This window comes from Spirosoma harenae (assembly GCF_054776975.1).
The window spans coordinates 445,078-463,843 of the sequence record NZ_BAAHBD010000010.1 but is presented as its reverse complement, the minus strand read 5'-3'; the positions used below and the strand labels follow the sequence as shown (position 1 = coordinate 463,843).

General features: G+C 45.7%; 18 protein-coding genes. 17 read left to right on the top strand and 1 reads right to left on the bottom strand.

Annotated features, from left to right (window positions below):
• Window positions 1-11: 11 nt before the first annotated feature.
• The gene (locus tag ACYVE4_RS15885) at window positions 12-1,937 is read right to left on the bottom strand and encodes a sialate O-acetylesterase (RefSeq protein ID WP_461041144.1); all 1,926 of its coding nucleotides are present in this window, start codon (window positions 1,935-1,937) and stop codon (window positions 12-14) included.
• Window positions 1,938-2,436: 499 nt separating this feature from the next.
• Here ACYVE4_RS15885 and ACYVE4_RS15880 point away from each other — a divergent pair, with 499 nt between their 5' ends.
• From ACYVE4_RS15880 to ACYVE4_RS15800, 17 genes are all read left to right on the top strand, one after another.
• On the top strand, window positions 2,437-3,276 hold the full coding sequence (locus ACYVE4_RS15880) for a hypothetical protein (protein ID WP_461041143.1): 840 nt from the start codon (window positions 2,437-2,439) through the stop codon (window positions 3,274-3,276).
• Between the two features lie 6 nt (window positions 3,277-3,282).
• Entirely contained in the window at window positions 3,283-4,131 is an 849-nt protein-coding gene (locus ACYVE4_RS15875; RefSeq protein ID WP_461041142.1) for a DKNYY domain-containing protein, read from the top strand.
• Between the two features lie 6 nt (window positions 4,132-4,137).
• Window positions 4,138-5,670: a TPM domain-containing protein gene (locus tag ACYVE4_RS15870; RefSeq protein ID WP_461041141.1), complete on the top strand. Its 1,533-nt coding sequence runs from the start codon at window positions 4,138-4,140 to the stop codon at window positions 5,668-5,670.
• A 20-nt stretch (window positions 5,671-5,690) separates the two neighbouring features.
• On the top strand, window positions 5,691-5,951 hold the full coding sequence (locus tag ACYVE4_RS15865) for a hypothetical protein (RefSeq protein ID WP_461041140.1): 261 nt from the start codon (window positions 5,691-5,693) through the stop codon (window positions 5,949-5,951).
• Entirely contained in the window at window positions 5,935-7,131 is a 1,197-nt protein-coding gene (locus tag ACYVE4_RS15860; protein WP_461041139.1) for a hypothetical protein, read from the top strand. Before ACYVE4_RS15865 ends, ACYVE4_RS15860 begins: the two co-directional genes overlap by 17 nt.
• Window positions 7,132-7,188: 57 nt before the next feature.
• Complete coding sequence (locus ACYVE4_RS15855; protein WP_461041138.1) at window positions 7,189-7,812, top strand: ankyrin repeat domain-containing protein; 624 nt, start codon at window positions 7,189-7,191, stop codon at window positions 7,810-7,812.
• Between the two features lie 136 nt (window positions 7,813-7,948).
• Window positions 7,949-8,428 carry a hypothetical protein gene (locus ACYVE4_RS15850; RefSeq protein ID WP_461041137.1) on the top strand — a complete coding sequence of 160 codons (480 nt, stop codon included), beginning with the start codon at window positions 7,949-7,951 and terminating at the stop codon, window positions 8,426-8,428.
• Window positions 8,429-8,561: 133 nt separating this feature from the next.
• Window positions 8,562-8,684 (top strand): hypothetical protein, encoded by a 123-nt coding sequence (locus ACYVE4_RS15845; RefSeq protein ID WP_461041136.1) that lies wholly within the window; start codon window positions 8,562-8,564, stop codon window positions 8,682-8,684.
• A gap of 8 nt (window positions 8,685-8,692) precedes the next feature.
• Complete coding sequence (locus ACYVE4_RS15840) at window positions 8,693-9,802, top strand: hypothetical protein (protein ID WP_461041135.1); 1,110 nt, start codon at window positions 8,693-8,695, stop codon at window positions 9,800-9,802.
• Window positions 9,803-9,819: 17 nt separating this feature from the next.
• Complete coding sequence (locus ACYVE4_RS15835; protein WP_461041134.1) at window positions 9,820-10,590, top strand: leucine-rich repeat domain-containing protein; 771 nt, start codon at window positions 9,820-9,822, stop codon at window positions 10,588-10,590.
• 23 nt (window positions 10,591-10,613) lie between these two features.
• Window positions 10,614-11,105 carry a hypothetical protein gene (locus tag ACYVE4_RS15830; protein WP_461041133.1) on the top strand — a complete coding sequence of 164 codons (492 nt, stop codon included), beginning with the start codon at window positions 10,614-10,616 and terminating at the stop codon, window positions 11,103-11,105.
• Window positions 11,106-11,216: 111 nt separating this feature from the next.
• Window positions 11,217-11,834: a hypothetical protein gene (locus ACYVE4_RS15825; RefSeq protein WP_461041132.1), complete on the top strand. Its 618-nt coding sequence runs from the start codon at window positions 11,217-11,219 to the stop codon at window positions 11,832-11,834.
• Between the two features lie 8 nt (window positions 11,835-11,842).
• Complete coding sequence (locus tag ACYVE4_RS15820; protein ID WP_461041131.1) at window positions 11,843-12,058, top strand: hypothetical protein; 216 nt, start codon at window positions 11,843-11,845, stop codon at window positions 12,056-12,058.
• Between the two features lie 129 nt (window positions 12,059-12,187).
• Window positions 12,188-12,820: a hypothetical protein gene (locus tag ACYVE4_RS15815; RefSeq protein ID WP_461041130.1), complete on the top strand. Its 633-nt coding sequence runs from the start codon at window positions 12,188-12,190 to the stop codon at window positions 12,818-12,820.
• 79 nt (window positions 12,821-12,899) lie between these two features.
• Window positions 12,900-15,920, top strand: a complete 3,021-nt coding sequence (locus tag ACYVE4_RS15810) for a two-component regulator propeller domain-containing protein (RefSeq protein WP_461041129.1) — start codon at window positions 12,900-12,902, stop codon at window positions 15,918-15,920.
• Window positions 15,921-16,181: 261 nt separating this feature from the next.
• Window positions 16,182-18,140, top strand: a complete 1,959-nt coding sequence (locus tag ACYVE4_RS15805) for a hypothetical protein (RefSeq protein ID WP_461041128.1) — start codon at window positions 16,182-16,184, stop codon at window positions 18,138-18,140.
• Window positions 18,094-18,756, top strand: coding sequence for a Crp/Fnr family transcriptional regulator (locus ACYVE4_RS15800; protein WP_461041127.1), 663 nt, complete (start codon window positions 18,094-18,096; stop codon window positions 18,754-18,756). The genes ACYVE4_RS15805 and ACYVE4_RS15800 overlap by 47 nt, the downstream gene beginning before the upstream one ends.
• Window positions 18,757-18,766: the final 10 nt, after the last annotated feature.

Genomic DNA, 18,766 nt, shown 5'->3' with positions numbered 1-18,766 from the left:
GAAGTAAAGGTTTATAACGATTCGTTATCGGTTCGAAACGGAGATGCGGGTAATCCTTCTTTATTATACAGATTAGGATTGACGGGATTATCAGCCCAGGCATAGCGTACGTATTTGGGTGACGGTACTTCATCACTCCACACTACGACTTTATTACCCTCTATTTTCACCTTGGCCCATACGAATTTTTTATCATTACCCGCAATGGCAAACTCACTCACCTCTTCTCCATCGTTTGTAATCAATCCACTACCGACATTTGAAAAACTGATCACAATCTTGTTTCCATCAATGGCCGACGATTGATACAAAGGGCCAGAATGATCCAGATTTTCATGGTAAGCTAATTTGAGAGCTGCGAGAGCCAATCGTTCGCCAACGTCTTTTTTATTATCGGGGTGAATATCGTTCCATTCACCCAGGTCAATGGCTACGGCCATGGCTGTGTTCGGCACCGATAAAGCGTTGAGTTGCGCTTCCCGCATGAGTGCCCAATTGCTTTCCGAAGGCAAGTAGTTATAATCCATAAAGCCCGGAAGCTGTACATACAGAAAGGGAAGCTGCTCTTGTTGCCAACGGCGTCGCCAATCTTCGATCAAAGCCCGTTGTAACTTGGTGTATTCCTGTGGGCGACCAGCGTTAGCCTCTCCCTGATACCAACAAAATCCTTTGATAGCACACTGGATGGCGGGAGCAACCATCGCATTGTACAACGCCGTAGGCTGATACTGAATATTGATTCCACTGCTTCCTGTTCCGGCTGGCACTGGCTTGTATACTGTGCCTACCTTATACTGCCAGGTCCCTTTTAGGTCAACGGTATCGGCACCAGCAAAAAGGCAATAGGGCTTGTCGGGTACGAAACCACCTTTACCCGAATTGTTCGTGACCCGTACGACAAAGATATTCTTTCCTGCTTTCAGCACGTCCGCCGACACGTTATACCGACGTTGCGGATACATATAGGTTGTTCTTCCAACCGATTTGCCGTTGATATACAATTCATCTGCATCCACAATTCTACCCAGAAAAACACGAGCCGGTTTGCCTGACATAGAAGCCGGTACGTTAATTTCTTTTCGGTACCATACTACACCATTGAGATCTTTTATTCCCTGATCTTCCCAATAGCCAGGAATGTTGATCGGTCGCCAGCCTTTGGGCGTATACGAAACATCATACCACTTTGTCGATCCTGTCATGCCTAAATCGGCAGGTGGTGCTGAAGCAGGTGGTCGTCGGGTGAGGCTATTGATGTAGGTCGTGTCTTTGTTCTTTTCGATAGTCACTTTTAGATCTGAAAAATCGGCCAGACCGTCTTCACTTGTCCAGGCTTCAATTGGTGTACCCCCTACGCTGGCGTTGATGATACCAACGGGTATTTTATATTTCTCATGAATTTTCCTGGCAAAGAAATAGGCTACTGCCGAAAATGGCCGGACATCGGCACCAACAGCGGCTTTCCATTGGCCATTGGGGATGTCAGGCTGGGGTTTTTGAAGATTTGTAAGAGTGGGAATCCAGAACTGCCGTATTTGCGGATAATTAGCCTTTTCAATTTCGTTGGCGTACGTCACATCGTGGATATTCAACTGATGGACCATATTACTCTGTCCGCTGCAAAACCAGACATCGCCCATCAGAATGTCCTTTACAGTCAATTGAGTATTGCCTGCAATCTCCATCGTATAAGGCCCTCCCGCAGGAGTTGGCGACAACTTCACTTTCCATTCGCCAGATGATCCGGTTACTGCTTTATAACTTTTCCGATTAAAGCGAACCGTAATTTTCTCGCCCGCTTTAGCCCAACCCCAGATCGTTAAGGGAGCATCGCGCTGCAAGACCATGCCATCGCTGATTAATTTGGGTAAACGGAGTTGTGCCTGAGCAAATACACTCAGCATACACAGCAGAAAAGTGAAAGCTATAATTCTCATTATTAATGCATTACAAAGGGGCTGTGATCTATGCAATCGGTTGCAAAAGGGCGCAAAAAAATAAACCCAAAGGGTTCATCTTTGAAAGTTGATCCAGGTCTGAAAAGTATAGAGAATATGTTTTTTACTGTCTGGGATTGACAGAGTTATCAGCCTACAGCTAAACCTACGGGTCGTTATGCCACTTCTGGTTTGTGTATACGCTCTTGGAATTCGGCTCGAAGCAACCTTGGCAGGTTCAGTGCCCGAGTTGGCGGTTATAATGATTGAATCCTTTTGAGGTTTTTACTCTGAAATCAACAGATTGTGGTTGATTTCAGAGTAAAACCATACCCCTGATCCAAATTGACTTGGGTTCGCCAGCACTACCACATACCAAGCTATTGCCACCGATTTTTGGTTGCTTTCCTCCGCTTGTCAATCAGCCAATTCCTTTGACATTGAATGGTCTATTTTTATCCTGACTTGCAGATGCCAGGACGAATAGACGTAATCTCGTATGAATCAGGACTTACTTTATAAATGTATTTTCTTCGGCGGTTCTTACGCTATAACATTTTTTCTGGTTTATCTGGCTGGTCGTCGGGCATCGCGTACGTTGGCGATCAGGCTTTCGCTAGGCAGTTGGATCGTCCTGATGACGATTATGGTTCTGTTTGGCGGGACAATTTCAGGCCTTGTATTTATCCCGACGGTGATCGCTTTATTAGTTGTCTTTCGTAAGAAAGTGGATAAATCACTCGATAAATTTTTTCCGGATAATCACATCTACAAAGCAATCTCGCCCCCTGATGAGGTGGCTAAGGTGCTTGGCAGCGCATTTTACAGCTGTGCAGAAACGAAGATCAAGACAGTGAAAGGCGACGAAGTTCCTATTCATTGGTGGCAGGGCATGACCTCATCGACAGTGTCCACTGGAAATACGCGCACAACGACCTTCAATCATTTTCTGGCCATTTCTTTTGCTCCCAACGTTGTAAGCGACGAATTCAGGCAGGTTGTTTATGCAAAAGCCGATCTATCGAAACTCACATTTAAGCAGAAATTCAGGCGTTTTTTTAGGCTCGATACCGAACGGCCCTGTCGAATCGAAGAAACACTAGATGGCAGTTTCATCGTCATGTGGCAGACGTATCAGACGGCAGAATGCTATACCTATTACCTGAATTTCCTGAAAGAAAACCTATCAATGAAGCCGAAAGCAAAGCCTGTTCAGTCTGATAAACTAGAAACTGCTACTAAGACTACAGCGCAAAGTCCTGGCTATACAGATCGTAAAATTCAGGATAAGCCTATGCTGGAACACGCAGCGCGTACGCAACCTCAACGCCATTATTAATTTACAATGAAACCTTTGCTCAAAAAACTATTCACATCCGTTGGGTTACTCGCCATCAGCCTGTTTCTGAAAGGCTGCGGAGAAAGTTCACGAAAAGGTTACCGAATCGAAAATGGCGAGGTGGTCATTTATCGAGGCTGGCCCGCCAATCGGTCGGTTGTAAAACCGGCAGACGCGGAGACGTTCACAGCGATTAATACGGAATATGGGAAAGATAAAAACCATGTTTATTATATCGGACAAATCATTCCAAACGCTGATCCGGCAACATTCACCTATCTGGATGGTGCGTATGCAAAGGATAAAAACAATGGATACTCGCAGGAGAATCTGATCAGCACCGATGGCCCTCATTTCGACATTGTTCCAGACCCGGAAGAAACACCTACTCACATAACGTCGTACGGAATTGTCTACGCACATGATAGCCACAAGGTATATAAGGGTACGTTCATCGTGGAGGAGGCTGATCCGGCTACGTTCGCCTTTGTTTCGATGTTTAATGGCTCCTATTTATCGCGTGATCATCGACACGTTTACTTTCACGATAGGCCGTTGGAAGGCGTCGATGGCGCTTCTTTTCAGAAAGTATCACAGTTTCACTTCAAGGATAAGCAGCGTGCCTGGGGGCTGGTACTGGGTAGGGATACGTATTGGAGTCCAATTGCAGAGGTTGATTTGGCTACGTTTGCTTCCATCGGAGAATACTATGCTAAAGACAGCCAGCGAGTGTATTTCAGTAATGAAGTTGTTAAAGACGCTGACCCCGCAACGTTTGAAGAAACCGATTATTTACAGGCTAAAGACAAAAACAGGACGTATTCCTCGGGACATAGTGTCACCGCTAAAAATTAATCCGCTATGATTCAGTCTATTACTCATAAAGTAATTCTGCTCTGTTTGCTTGTTTACGGATCGATTACAGTCTGTGTTGCTCAGTCATATACGATTGAAACGGTTCCTAATCCGAAGCAGAGTCGTAGTTCACATTATGTTAGCAATCCGGATAAAATTCTGTCGGATTTTGCCGTACAACGGATTGATCAGATACTGGGACAACTGGAAGATTCGACTACGGTACAAGTGGCAGTTGTTTGCGTTAATTCCATCGGTGAAGCTGTTCCCAAAGATTTCGCTACGGCTCTTTTTCGAAAATGGGAATTGGGCTACAAGAATAAAAACAACGGTTTACTAGTACTCCTGGTAAAAGACCAACGTCGACTTGAGATGGAAACGGGTTATGGTTTAGAAGGGATTCTGCCCGATGCCATTTGCCGCCGAATTCAGACGGAGAAAATGGTTCCGCGACTGAAAGAGGGCGATTTCGATGGCGCGCTGATTGATGGAGTTAAAGAAGTTGCTCAACTGATCAGCGAACCAGAAGCGGCAAAAGAAGTCTATGACGAGTCGAAGTACAGTGCCAGTACGTCTGATGAACCTCTGACTAACTCGGGGCTAATGGCCTTTTTTCTACTGCTGATTCCCACCTTGTTAGTCCTTCGAACGATCACGTTTTTTCTGCGAAGTTCAAATCCTATTTCGCTTCAGATTCAGACAAGCATTACTCAGACGAAAGGACGATGGGCATGGATCTTCTTACTATATGTGATTCTGCCGATTGCGCTGGGCTTTGCGGTGGTGGAGGTTCGTCAATCATTATCGTTGCAGGGCTGGCAAATTCTGCTGATTATGTACACCTACATCGGGGTGGTTTTGTGGGATGGCCGTCGGCGTCGAAAAAAGGCATTTACGAAACTGTACGGTTCCATGACTGAACCCGAACGATACGTTCGCCAAAAAGTGGCCGGACTGAATGGCTGGGGTAATATTCTCCTGTTTCCAATTCCGTTCGGATGGCTACGGAGTCAGGATGATCAGGCAATGAAAACCTTACGAAACCGCCCTCGTCAATCAGCAAACGGGTATGAATTGACGAAAGTAGAGGCAAGTCGAAAAGGTGAATTTCTGACGGATCATCAAAAAGTAGAAGAACGATTGAAAACAATGGAATACGACGTGTGGCGCAACGAAACGCACGACGTTACGCAGACCATTGGGTACGAAGATTTTGGGAATACGACGTACCAGCGCTGTAATAAATGTGGTTCGAGAGCCATGCATTTAGTCAGGAATCGAACTGTAAAAGAAGCGACTGAGGATCGTGAAGGTCGTGGCGTGAAAGAGTACGAGTGTGAAGCTTGCGGCCATCATCGGGATGCGTCGTATATGATTGCCGTTCGCAAACGCAGGACAGCCAGCGATTATTCGTCTACAACCTATTCGTCATCGGGCAGTAGTAGTTCCTGGAGTAGTTCATCGTCAAGTAGTTATTCGAGTAGTAGCAGCTGGGGTGGAGGTAGTTCAGGCGGTGGTGGTGCTGGTAGTAGTTGGTAATTTTAGCTTGTATAAATACCATGTGCTTCAAAAAATATAGGGAGAAACGGCAACTGGAACGCCAAATTCGTCGGCTCTCAGAAGCGGAACGGCAAATGATTCTACAATCGTCACCGTATGAAATCGGTTGGTTCCAGGGAGAAGGGTTTCATATTTTCCTGAAAGCCGAACCTGATTTTGAAAAAGCCTATGTTGACAGCCTGGGCGAAGTTTCTGCGGTAATGGCCGAAGACTGGGTTATCCGAAAATTCTTACTCGCTAATCGTGAAAACGCTGATTAAGGTGTGTGTTGGGACGTTGCTATTCTGTGTCGCACTGGGCGGTGTAATGAGCTTTTGGCGAGGTCGAGCCGCTGAAAAGACAACCCTTTTTGCCGAAAATATGCCAGTCAAAGCGATTGCTTTGTGGCTGAAATTCCCAACCGATTTGATCTACCAGTCATCGCCCGACTCGACCGTAGTAATTGGGACGAAGAAACAATCTTCGGATCTTTTTGCCATTAGTGCGTTTGAGCAAACAACGGCTCAGAAACTGTGGCAGTTACCTTTTGACGGCAAGATCATTGGACAGACGAGCAGGCATATGTTGGTATTCGAAGCAAAAACCGAAGCGGTCCATTTTATAGAACCTCGCAGCGGCAAAATCAGTCGCCGTATTTCACCAGTTCCGGCTCACCTAACCAGTCTGTCCAGTTTATACACGGGTATGGCATTTAGTGACGACGTCTATCTAACGACAAAACCACTCTACCAGCAGGTGGTCGTAAACGGAAAAGTGGATGATTCATGGAAAATTGGCATTACAGCAAAAACCTGGGACACCAATGAAACAAGCTGGTTTTTGCCTCCTGTCAAACAAATTGTGAATATCGAATATGCTCCTATAATTAAGGGCGATAACGTTTTGATTGTTAACCCTGAACAGAAAATAGGAGAGGGGCATTCCTATCAGATTGTCGCGCTAAAAACGGGTAAAGAGCACTATCGAGGGATTACCAAAGGAACTTACTATCCACTTTGTAATGACCGATTTTATGAACGTACCGAAACGGTTGTCCGACGACTTAACCCGTTTACACAACAGGAAATCTGGCGGCTCAATGGGGCATTCTCATTCGGCCAGCTTTCGGAAATCGGTAACCAGCTGACAATTTTATCCCGGCATCAGGATGGTACGCATAACATAATTCGTATTGTAGATAGCAATAGTGGTCGTCTGATTAAGCAGGTAGACATACCATTTATCAAGGAGTCAACGATTAAGGGTGCTTATTTTACGTCTGATAACCAGTTTCTTCTCCATTTTGAAGCACCGAATTTCAGTCAACCGGGTAACCTCCTTTATGATTATTGGGTTTGCTATGATCCGCAAACGCAGCAGCCCGTCTGGCGCACCGACTTTCACAGCGAATCAATCAGTAGTTTACTTCCCTTTGGTCAACTTCACTTCACTGAGCAATGAAATCCATTTTATTGGGGCTGAGCAGCATGCCCGGTCTTACAAAGTAGGAGCATTACTATGGCGACTGAGCGTATTATTTTCTCTCTGCGGGTTTTACAGGCTATCTGGCGGAACTTCGATTGGTACGGGCTGTTTATGAACAATCCTGATGCGCCGTCGGAAGACGTGTTTCTGGCTCATTTTGCAGGATCTACCCCAGCTCCTGTTTTTTCTTGGGTCGATAAAGCGAATGGTGTGACCTATCTATACGATCTCAGCATCAATCAAGTACAGGTTACACCGGAGAAGCAACCTCATACCCGACGGGTGGATGATCTGAACAAAGCCTTGTGGAAATTTTTACCGCCCGATTTGATGGAAACCGCAGATCATTGGAAAAGTGCCTGGTTGGTGGCAGCCAGGAAGCTTGATATAGCCACTATGCAGTTGATTATCGAACAAGGGTTCGATGTCAACGTAGCCGACGAAGATGGATTTACCGCTTTATACCATGCCGTTTTGCCTTATGGAGGTAGTTATAAGGCAGTGAAAATGCTGGTTGAATCAGGAGCTGATCTAACATTACCCATTCATAATGTGGAGTTTCTAATTGAAGAAGCCTGGAAAAGTGTTGGCCATAATGGAGATGCCAGCGAAGCACTGTCTATCGCGGCCTACTTGCGAAGCCTAGCCAGAAATTGACCAGTTGTAAGTTCGTTTCCGCCAACTATAAAGCTAAATCCGTACGGTATAGAGTTGTGTCTTTTTAAGGGTCTGGCGATGGTAGTTTTGATTCATCAATTCACAAACGAATCATTTCTAAATCGACCAGATCATCATGGAATCAACGCAAAATCCTGCCAACCCATACGCAGCTCACGACGAGCAGTACAACCGCGTAACCAATATGATTCAGTGCTATGTAGAATCGGTTGGGCTCTCTCGTGAACAAACTTATAATCCGACCAATAAAAACTGGCTCTGGAAAAAAGGTTCAGCATCGATTGAAGTGTTCATCGAAACTATTATGTTTCAGAGCGGTAGCCGACGCGATTACCTACGCATTTGCTCACCACTGATGGCTATTCCGGCCAATAATCTGCTTAACTTCTACCGCCATCTGCTTGAACTGAACGATCTGAAACTCGGTGTGAAACTAGGCATTATGCCAAACTCCAATAAAGTATTCGCTACCTACGAGCGCGATATTCGGGGTATGGATTATCAGGAGCTGACAACCTGCATCAGCGATCTGGAACTGTGGGCTGACGAACTGGATGATAAATTGAAAGCACAGTTTCCTGACTGGTCGAACTAGTGATTTTCCAAAGAGACTATCTGCAAAATTCCCTGTGTCTGTGTCCTCACAGACACCTATGCGTCAGCAAAAATTGACCAACTGGACAGGTGTCTGTGTCCTCATAGACACAGGGAAATAAACGTTTAACGCTATGAAAATCGTGTTCCTTTGTATCCGGGTTATTACCGCAATTTTCATCATTGGCTGGTGGTTAATAGCCTGTATGGCGGCTTACGGTGCATGGCTTTATTTCTCTGATAGCGGTCGTCCGTAAGGTAAGAGATGAAACTCGCCAGATTGGTATATATAGGCTTGGTATTGAGCTTGTTCAGTTGTTTTGGTTATCGGGATAAGTATCCGGAAGTACCTCTTTTGCCCCAACTAGATAATGCTCACATCCAGGTCGATTCATTAGCGAATACCAGAATTCATACCTTCGTTTTTTCGGCAGATAAAACCAAAATTTATGCGATTGTTCTAACTGCGTCTACGGGTGTGTTTGCCGAGCACACCCTGGTCGAATTTGATCAGATGGGTCATGAATTGCGTCGGCTCTCATTTGGAGAACGAACTATCCAGCAAACGGAACTGGCTTTGATCCAGCCCGATTTGCTAATGTGGCAGTTTTCTAACCTGTTTTTTCGAATTGATGTGAAAACATTTTCCATCATCGACGAAGTGCATACCTATTGGGAAGGAAATTATCCCAGCTCTCAGAAAGATAGCGATTGGACGAACGTTGCTCAGGAAAGTAAAGTTTGGGCTAGCCGCAAACAGCAGGAAATCGCTCAACAAGTTGATAGCCTAAAAAACGCCAAAACCTATCAGGAAGCTATGCTAAAAGCGAAAGAAGATCGAATAAACTTCGAATCAGAACGCTACAAAGCATACTACGAAGCGTATGCATTGGGGCAAATTCGGTCGGGTAAAGCGTCTTTTGCGTATCGAAGTCCCGACGGAAATGCCTTATATATTTTTACCAAATTAGGGGACGGAAAAACGGTCGCGTTTACGGTAGACGAAGCTCTTCGCCAAAAGACCAACGTCAACCTGCATACAGTTGATGTAAATGCCAACAGTACCGTTGGTCGGCCGAAGGACAGTTCGTCGTTATCGACGGGTCGTTTTGCGTTGTCGGAAGGAGAGTCTGTAACGGATAAAAAGGCTGCTATTCGGATGACCGATGGGATCATTGCCCAGCACAATGACTTTCTGCTGGGCGGAAGTTCAATGGATAAGTTTCTGTTTTATTACGAACTGAAACTCGGGGCCGAAACGGCTCATTTTAAGTGGATTTACCCGCTTAGCTTATCGAACGATTTTTACCTGCAATCAGCGAATGGATCAGTCTACGTGCTGAAAGAAGGTACTTTATTCTGGTTTCAGATCTAATTTGACTGTCATTCATCATGGCTATTCGCAGTTTATTACTTGCCCTGGCAACAACGGGTGTTTTAGGCTACTGCTTCACTGTAGGCCTAACCGATCCGGATTCATTGCTGAAAAAAATACCCGAGTGGGCTGGTATGGTTTTATTTTTCGGATGCGCTGTTTTGTACATTGTAGCTGCCTGGTGGGCGTTCAAAGGATTTAGCGACCACAAAATCACCGCCATTATTTCGCTGATGTTCTGTACGTTCGGGCTTGGTATTTATGCCACAGTTTTACTGATGGAATTTGGACCAAAAACAACACCAGGGCAGTACGACTACAGTTTTTCGAGACTTGATCCTACGGAAAAAGCGGTTCTTGCTCAACTGACGCACGATGCTGGTTTAACTATGACCGACGCTGTTTTTACGGAGCATTGGAATATGGCAAAGGCAAAAGATTCGCTTACAAACGGATTTCAGATTTGTGTGCAGAAGGGCCATATAACAGGGCTGATGCTGTCGAACCATCCCGTTCACCAGCTAGCCCTTTTTTCTCAACTCCCGCAGTTAGATCATTTGTATCTGAAGAACTGTGGGCTATCGGATATGAGCGAACTGAAGTCTACTGAGATTGAGCGGCTGGACGTGTCAGACAATCAAATTACCAACCTGAAAACCCTTCTGGGTTGCCCCAATTTGGGATGGTTATTTATAGCCAATAATCGACTTACATCACGAGATGGACTGGAACAGTTCAAAAAGGTTGTCAGCACCGATTTTAGCGGGAATCCAATGCCCCAATTATAGCTGATAATTCTTTATTTCGGGTTATGCCAAGCACATTTCTACCGTATCGCTATCTCAATTATCAAACCGATTTAACTCCTGACCAGATCGGGCAGCGATTAAGGGATAACGTCATTACCGGGTTTACGCTCTACAGCGAGAAACCCTATTATGGGACTTTTACACCCTATAGTTTTTCGGTTCGAAAAACGAGCAGCAGGATTAAGAAACAGAGCATGGCGCCCAGTATTGCGGGTAGTTATAATCACATTGATGGCAAGACAATCGTGACACTCGATGTGCGGCCCAGCCCACCTGTAATCATTGCGTTTTCAGTGTTTGGAATTCCATTAATGCTGTTTGTATTTGCCTGCATTTCGGAGTTTTTCAAGACCGAGGATATCGCTGTTCTTGTCAACGGATTGATTCCATTGGCTATTCTATACGGTATTCTGTGGATCATTTTTCAGGCACAGAGTAGTTCCGATATTCGCTTCTGGGAATACACATTGGCACTCCGGCAGCTCCATACATAAACTAAAACCTGCCGCTTATCGGCAGAATCTCTCCTGATATAGACTATTTCTTTTGCGCAGATAAGGTCCTGTTAGCTTTGTTTCGTTAACACGCCTTAATCTGCTTTTTTTATGGGTACGTCTGTATTGCTTGCTGTTGGGTGTTTTTATCTAGCCTACTATTATTTCGTCCTTCGTAAGTACAATGCGCTGGGCTTTCGCATATTCTCTCTCTGTTTCTTCACCGGACTCGCTGTTTGCTACTGGTGGTACACCGATTATCGGGACTTAAAAGCCGTAGAGAAAAATGGTATAACAACGCAGGCGACTGTTCTCAAAAAATCATCGAATAGTCTCGACGTACGTTTCGTTGACCAATCTGGTAAATCCGTAGAGCGTACACAAACGGGCGGCATATCGGTCGAGGAGTTTGCGGCTGTGCAGGAAGGAAAGGCCGCACCAATTCTCTACAATCCTCAATCAGATACGGTTTATCTGACCAGCAGCTACCAGCGACAACTCAGCGATAATGTCTACATCCTGTTTTTGCCAGGACTTTTATTCCTGATTGGTTTTGTGTGTCTGATTGCCCTTCGGAACTATAAAGTTCTTCCGCATGAGGGTACGATGTACGAATATGTAGTCAATGAAAACGGGAAAGTAGTCCTTGACGATCTGACAAACAGCACCACAAAGTCATTACGTACTTACAGTACGCTCTCTAAATTTTTCCAACTTTTTGATCGATAAGCCTGACTATGAAATCCTTATTTCCGTACGCTGTTATGTTTGTTTTGTTTCTGGCGGGTAACAAGCTGGTGGAGCGCCAACAGCAATACAATCAATTAAATCAGGTGGCGACACCCACCAAATCGGTTTCGTTGATCGGTCTGTTTTCAGCTCATTCGAACGATTCTGGTATGCAGATTTCCAGCAAACCGCTTCAAAGTGGTAATCATGCAAACAGGAAATGAGCCATACTCCCCTCTCCCGTTTTGGGAGAGGGGCCGGGGGTGAGGGCAAGTGCGGTTCTCCTCACCCCAACCCCTCTCCTAAAACAGGAGAGGGGCTAAACAGCTAATTAAACGTCAGTCACTCCAATCATGAAACTAGTCCTTTCTCTTGCTTTTTCACTTATGCTTAGTGCCCCAACTCTTTTCGCGCAGGATGGCGTTTGGCGCATTGAACACGCCGAATTACCTGATGGTAAATCCTACAATGGTTCGCTGACCATCAATCGTTTAGGGAAGTCATACGATGTGAACTGGAGAACCACTGCTGGTAATTACAACGGCTTAGGGCTGTTTGTCGATGGGAAATTGTTTGTGGGCTACGGAGTGAGTGGTGGCTACGGTATTGTCATCTATAAAACGAATACGGCTGGTCGACAAATCGAAGGAGTTTGGACGGCATCGGGTATGAACGGGGCAATGGGGACCGAAATCCTAACCGAGCGGGAGGGCCTGTATGAAGTTTCGGGTACCAATCCCGATGGCGGTGTTTATCGCGGCACGTTAACTCTTCAGAAAACGGGTGATACCTTTCAGGCTCAATGGCAGGTTGCCAATCAGACAATCAATGGCGTTGGGTTTATGAGTGGCGATTATATGGTGATTGGTTATGGTCCGGGTCAATCATTTGGCACAGTCGAATATGCTATGGCTGGCAATAAAGCGCGCGGTCGCTGGGCTATGGGTGGTGGTAGTCAGTTTGGTATTGAAAATATTATGCGTTAATCGCGTAAATTGCCCGGTATGAACTGATTACTCTTGCCGACGTCTAACCTAAGCCGGTTGAGCCTTTACCCATCGACGTATGCGTTATGCTGTAATTTCCTTTCTGGTGTTACTAACCTGCTGGGGAACTTACGCCCAAATGCCTACGCTCACCCTCGAACACCTGACCACCAAAGACGGGCTGCCGTCGAACGATATCTGGTCGATAACGAAAGATAAACAGGGGTTTCTATGGGTAGGAACGGGTCGAAGTTTCTGCCGATACGATGGGTATACATTTCAGACATTATCTGATGAAAAAATAGGCTATTGCTCGGGCCTTGCGACCGATTCCAAAGGAACTATTTATGCGTCGCTGGCCACCAAAGGACTTTGTTCGATTGATCCTAAAACCCTACTTGTTAGTGTACTTCTGGCCAATAAATACGGGGATAACGACCGGAGCAACGATACCCACGACCGCGTATTTGTTGACTCTGAAAACCAGGCCTGGGTCTGCGATTACACATCGGTAAAACGGTACGATCTGGCTCGGAAAAAGCTGCACTTATACGCACTCTCCAAATCCGAGAATACTCACCAGGATGCCACTTTTTTTGAAGACCGCCAACATCGTCTCTGGATCATTTCAGAGTTGGGCCTGTATCGTTACGATCGTTCGACGGATCGGGTGATTTGTTTACTGGGGCAGGAAGCGCAACAGGCCAAAAACAGAAAGCCCGTTCGGCTAGAGATGGCGTTTGAAGATAAAGCCGGAACGATCTGGATTGGTGCCTACGATCAGGGATTACTCCGCTTTTCACCTAGTGATTCGTCGGTCCAATTTATTCAGAAAGGCTTTGAAAATCAGAATGTTATTGGTGGGCAAGCGTCAGTCGATGAAAACGACAAAAAACTACTGTTTATCGGCACTGAAAAGGGCTTAAGTCTTTATTATCCAGATCGAGCCGAATTATATCAACTGCCTGAATTTTATTCTAAAGGCATTCACGTCAAAGTGATGTTTGACGATAAAGCGAACGGCATTCTCTGGATCGGTACCCGCGAGGGGCTTTATAAATACCGGTATCGAAACCCCGGCATCAACACAGTCGATATTCCGGTCAGTCTCGTTAAGGTATCGGCTAGTGTCACGAGTCCACTACAAACGCCCGACGGCAATTATCTATTAGGCTTGTCGCATTCCGGAGCGTTGGCCTGGCAGCCATCCACTAACCAGTTTCGACTGCAACCCTATCCGGTTAATGCATATACCAATCAGCTCCGATGGATTCAGAATCGACCATTTGCGTTTACGGATAAAGGTGTGTTTGTTGGTAGCTCGGCTGCGGGTAACTTTTCTGCTTTCCCGGTGGCTTCCCGGCTATTTACCAGTACTGAATTTAAAGATGGCTTACTGGATCGGAAAGGGCGATTCTGGCTCGTCAATTTAACCGAAGGACTGAAAGTAATTGACCTTGCCACTAGCCGTGAGCATCAATTATGGACCGAAACAGTAGGTCGTCAACTTACGCATAATAATTACATCAAAACCATTGAAGAAGGCGATGACGGTAAAATCTGGATCGCTACCTGCCCCAATGGACTGTATTATTTTGACGAGCGCAACGCCAACTTTGTCAATGTATTGACATTGCCGATCAATAGAGGGAAAACGCTGAGCGGTCTATGTGTCAATGATTTATGCCGGAGTGCCAATGGATCTATTTTGGTAGCCAGCTGGGGTGGTGTCAATAAAGTTTCGTCCTCTGGTGAGATTTTAACCTCTTTCGATTACCAGCGCGACAAACTGGCCGATACCTATTGCTCGAATATCTGCGAAGACAAGGCCGGTAATATCTGGTTCAGTACGAACGAAGGGCTTCATATCGCCAATCCGCAAACCCGGAAAATACAATATCTCTCCACCATCGAAGGATTGCACAGCAACTACCCGGTCGGCTTTCTGAAAAATGGCTCTGATGAGCTGATTTTAGGCTACGTCAACGCCATCAACATTGTGGATGTCAGCAGTTTGAGTAAAGCCAAAACGCAACTGCCAATTGCTATCAGTACTATTGATGTGAAGGGGAAAACGCTGCACCAGGATTTGAGTAAAGAAATCATTCTCCAACCCGATGAAAACCTGTTGACCCTCAGTTTTTCGGCTTTGAATTTTGAACCAGCGTCACAGAATATGTATAGCTATCAGTTGGACGGATTTGATGCTAACTGGGTCGATTTGGGCAATCAACATACGGTTTCGTTTACGAATCTGCCGCCAGGCTCATACACGCTACGGGTGAGAGGCAGCAATACGTTTGGCTCAAAAAGTAATAAGCCATTGGTCGTGCATTTGACGATAAAACCGTATTTCACCGATACCTGGTTTTTCAAACTCCTGATCGGGCTGGCGGTGGGCGGTCTGGTTGTGGGCATTATGCGCTGGCGGATGAGCACACTAGCCGAACGCAATCGACTGGATGTGGAAGTAACAGAATGGCGGCTTAAAGCTCTGCAATCGCAGATGAATCCACACTTTCTGTTTAACTCGCTTAATTCGGTTCAAAATTACCTGCTGACGAATCGCAGTATTGAAGGAGCCAAATATTTGTCGAAGTTTTCCAAGCTGGTTCGGCGGATCATGGAAAACTCCAACCACCAATACCTGTCGTTCGAGCAAATCATCGACACCTTGCGGATGTACGTCGAAATCGAATCGTTCCGATTTAACCAGGAATTCAGCTATTCGTTCGACATTGAGGATAACGAGAAACTATTGGATTCGATGCTGCCGCCAATGTTGCTGCAACCTTACGTCGAGAATGCGATCTGGCATGGATTGATGCCGAAAGAAGGCGATAAAAAACTGACGATTTCTGCCTATGTGGAAGACGATCATATCGTTTGTTTGATCGAAGATAATGGCGTCGGACGATCCTTTGCGCCCCGTACGGAAGGCCACATCTCGCGTGGTCAGGAAATGACGAAAGGTATTTTTGAGTCGTTACGCCGGAGAGATAGCTCGGCTAAAATCGAACTCATCGATCTATTCGACGCCGATCAGAAACCCGCCGGTACTCGCGTAAGAATGGTGATTCCATTAGGGAAATCGTCTTGATTTAATTTCATTAAAATCACCTGCTTTCAAAACAGTCATTGGCATATTATTTGCGCTTGAAAAGGCGCGGATAACTTACTAGGCGGTAGGTAATTGCCTAAGTATATGGATTAGTAACGGACGAGTACGTAGAAAAAATAGTAGGCAAATAGTTGAGTTAGCCAACGGATTGGCTCAGCACATGGCATAGCCTTTGTACCCTAAACAGGAGTGCAAAGGCTATGCCTACCTGTACCGCCGTAACTTTACTTATTCCGCCGTATGTCAACTTGTACTCCGTTAGATCTCGGTCGAAGGGGCAGCTATGCTCTGAAAAACCGAGGTCTAACGATTACCCTAAAACAAAGGATAGTTGCCTCCTTACAAGAGTGGTGCGCCCGTAATAAACTGATCTGGGCCTTTCTGCTTTTGTCTTCTTTTTGTCAGGCTCATTCCCTTCCAGAGAACCCCATACCATTAACTAAACCGAGCAAGCCGATTTCTTATGCCGACTTCACGGCGACTCCCACATCGCCAGTTTGCAGCGCCAACGGAACGGCGACAAAGGGCTACATTACCGTGTCGAATTATACCGCAGGAAGCGTCTACCAATACGTAGATGGTGCGGACTTTGCTACGGGTACAAAACTTCCGGCTACACCTGTATCGTTAACGGGTTCGTCGCAGATCGCTGTTACTAATCTGGACGATAGTGAACTACCCAGAACCTACACAATTCGGGTTTTTAACCCCGCCAATCCTAATGATTATACCGAAAAACACGTAACCGTTGATCGGTCGGGTTGTTGCATCAAACCCAGCGCGGGTATCGATCAGGCTATCTGCTCTCCTCGATCTATGGGGAATGTGTTACCAGCTGGCGGGGGAGAGAGTTGGTCGGCCCAGGCAGCTAATCCATCGAGCGTTACGATTACGCAGGAAGGTCATATAACAGGGATGACAGCAAATGGGACGTATCGATTTATTCTCTCCAACACAACGAGTTGCTCGGATACCGTCCAGATTGTTCGAACAGAGCCGATTCACGTAACCGTTACACCCGGTCAATGCCAGTCAGCGACTAATCAATATTCGATTACCGGAACAGTATTGCTCACCAATGCACAGCCGGGTAAGCTGACTATTTCGGATGGATTGGTAAGTACTACGGTAACCATCGTCAACAGTACAACGACTGTCAACTATACGTTATCGGGCTTGCCTTCCGGTTTTGGGCAGCGTATGGTGATGGCTTCATTAAGCAGCTGCGGTATGGCCAGCGTAACCTATACCGCTCCCGATTCCTGTTTACGACCAGTCGTTGTCCTGCAAAAATTAGTCGATAAATCACGCGCTTATTTCGGAGATACGATAACCTACACACTCGTTCTCAGAAATATAGGGACGGCCCCCGCTAGGAATACTATAGTCTGGGATTCTACGTCAAATGGCCTGGCATACGTGGCTAATTCAGCTACTATTCCAGTAGCAACTACATTTACGCAGGGAATGCCAATTAGCACATGGGTTGTCGATTCACTTGCCGTTGGCGAACAATTGTCTATGACTTATCGAGCCACTGCGGATAGCTTGGGAGTTCTATTCACCAAGGCCGCCATCCCCGGCGATACGGTAACGATTTGTACATCTATACCGGTTAAGGTTTGTGCCGGGGAAACATTTGCGTTCATGCTGACTGCACCGCCCGGAAGAAGTTTTTACACCTGGTTTAAAGACGGGGAAGAGATTGTTGGGCAAACGACGAATACATTAGAAGTATCAGCCATTGGTGCGTATAGTTTGGCGACGGATAACATACCCGGTATGTGCCCTGCTTTTAGTTGTTGCCCAATCATTGTTGAAGAGGATTCTTTACCTGAATTTCAGGCTGTTGCTATAGCTGCGACCTGTTTGGGTAATGTTGTTCAGCAGAATGGAATGATTAAACTAAGCGGCTTTAAATCAGACTATACGTATCAATATAGTGCGGGCAATAGCTTTGATGTAGCTCATTCGTTATCAGGTTCTCAGCAGAAAATCCCGGTAAATGGTATTCTGGTGTCTAATCTAACGAACCCCGCTGTACGTCAGTCTTATACAATACGGGTTTATAATAGTAGTGGATGTTATACAGATGTATCGGTAGCGTTAACGCCAACTGGCTGTGTATGCCCGGAAAATAACTGCGTACCATTTGTCATTCATCAGACAAAACGACCAGTGCGTATTGGGCGACAATGAGCTACTTTTTGCATCTTTATGGAAGAAATCAGTCAGTACTACTATCGAAAACGAATCAGCCCTATACGCCCATTTCGAGACGTTTATTAAGCTCAGTGACTCACTGAAACAGGAGCTTTATTCACGACTTAAGCCAGTACGTTTCAGGAAAGGCGAGCTGATTCATCATGCCGATGCAATTTGTACACGTAGTTATTTTATTCAGAAAGGGCTTGTCAGAACCTTTTTTGTTAAAGATGGTCGGGAAATCAGCGAATATTTTAGTGCGGAAGGTGAGTGGGTGAATTCGCCCCGCAGCCTGATGCAACGAAAACCGGATAATTACTTTATCGATGCTATTGAATCAACGGATACATTTTGCTTACACATCAATGATTTAGGCTACCTGTTTGATAATTTCCCCGAAATGGAACGCTACGCCCGGTTATCGATGGGTAGTCTATTTGGGCATTTTATGGAGCGTATCACATCCATGCGTTTCTCTACGGCCAGAGAGAAATACGATCATTTTTGTGAGGTTTACCACGGAGTATATCCCCGTATTCCCTTGGGAATGATTGCTTCTTATCTGGGGATTACCCAGGAGACTTTAAGCCGAATCAGGGCTGAACGCTGATTTTTTGATC

Excerpts from the sequence above, each read along its gene's own strand:
- ACYVE4_RS15810 (WP_461041129.1), top strand. The coding sequence starts at position 12,900 with ATGCGTTATGCTGTAATTTCCTTTCTGGTGTTACTAACCTGCTGGGGA.
- ACYVE4_RS15805 (WP_461041128.1), top strand. The coding sequence starts at position 16,182 with ATGTCAACTTGTACTCCGTTAGATCTCGGTCGAAGGGGCAGCTATGCT.
- ACYVE4_RS15820 (WP_461041131.1), top strand. The coding sequence starts at position 11,843 with ATGAAATCCTTATTTCCGTACGCTGTTATGTTTGTTTTGTTTCTGGCG.
- ACYVE4_RS15855 (WP_461041138.1), top strand. The coding sequence starts at position 7,189 with ATGGCGACTGAGCGTATTATTTTCTCTCTGCGGGTTTTACAGGCTATC.
- ACYVE4_RS15865 (WP_461041140.1), top strand. The coding sequence starts at position 5,691 with ATGTGCTTCAAAAAATATAGGGAGAAACGGCAACTGGAACGCCAAATT.
- ACYVE4_RS15835 (WP_461041134.1), top strand. The coding sequence starts at position 9,820 with ATGGCTATTCGCAGTTTATTACTTGCCCTGGCAACAACGGGTGTTTTA.
- ACYVE4_RS15885 (WP_461041144.1), bottom strand. The coding sequence starts at position 1,937 with ATGAGAATTATAGCTTTCACTTTTCTGCTGTGTATGCTGAGTGTATTT.
- ACYVE4_RS15850 (WP_461041137.1), top strand. The coding sequence starts at position 7,949 with ATGGAATCAACGCAAAATCCTGCCAACCCATACGCAGCTCACGACGAG.
- ACYVE4_RS15880 (WP_461041143.1), top strand. The coding sequence starts at position 2,437 with ATGAATCAGGACTTACTTTATAAATGTATTTTCTTCGGCGGTTCTTAC.
- ACYVE4_RS15870 (WP_461041141.1), top strand. The coding sequence starts at position 4,138 with ATGATTCAGTCTATTACTCATAAAGTAATTCTGCTCTGTTTGCTTGTT.
- ACYVE4_RS15845 (WP_461041136.1), top strand. The coding sequence starts at position 8,562 with ATGAAAATCGTGTTCCTTTGTATCCGGGTTATTACCGCAATTTTCATC.
- ACYVE4_RS15815 (WP_461041130.1), top strand. The coding sequence starts at position 12,188 with ATGAAACTAGTCCTTTCTCTTGCTTTTTCACTTATGCTTAGTGCCCCA.
- ACYVE4_RS15830 (WP_461041133.1), top strand. The coding sequence starts at position 10,614 with ATGCCAAGCACATTTCTACCGTATCGCTATCTCAATTATCAAACCGAT.
- ACYVE4_RS15875 (WP_461041142.1), top strand. The coding sequence starts at position 3,283 with ATGAAACCTTTGCTCAAAAAACTATTCACATCCGTTGGGTTACTCGCC.
- ACYVE4_RS15825 (WP_461041132.1), top strand. The coding sequence starts at position 11,217 with ATGGGTACGTCTGTATTGCTTGCTGTTGGGTGTTTTTATCTAGCCTAC.
- ACYVE4_RS15840 (WP_461041135.1), top strand. The coding sequence starts at position 8,693 with ATGAAACTCGCCAGATTGGTATATATAGGCTTGGTATTGAGCTTGTTC.